Origin of the sequence: Halomonas sp. SIMBA_159 (assembly GCF_046536035.1) — a bacterium.
Taxonomy (GTDB): domain Bacteria; phylum Pseudomonadota; class Gammaproteobacteria; order Pseudomonadales; family Halomonadaceae; genus Vreelandella; species Vreelandella venusta_A.
In genome coordinates this window covers 1-243 of record NZ_JAWJBT010001372.1, presented here as the reverse complement: position 1 = coordinate 243, position 243 = coordinate 1, and the positions used below count along the sequence as shown (strand labels likewise).

Here is a 243-nt window from a genome sequence, read left to right as displayed (position 1 = left end):
AGCGGGGTCATAAACAAACTGTGCTGCGGTAAATGCACCTGTAACGCCGGGAATTGTTTGCGAAACAGTTCCGCCACGCCCGGTTGCAAACAAGAGCCGCCCGCCAGCCATAAATCAGTAATGCCCTGCCCTTCAATATGCCGGGCGACAATGTCCGCCATTTTTTCGTACACCGGTTTCACCGCAGGCCAAATCTCTTCACCGTGACCGCGCTTGTACTGCTCCGCCTCTTCCAGCGAAATA

At 54.7% G+C, this 243-nt stretch carries 1 protein-coding gene; it reads right to left on the bottom strand.

The window, feature by feature from the left end:
• Positions 1 to 243: hypothetical protein (locus tag R0J87_RS23730; protein ID WP_498889461.1), on the bottom strand; the 243-nt coding region annotated here is incomplete at both ends.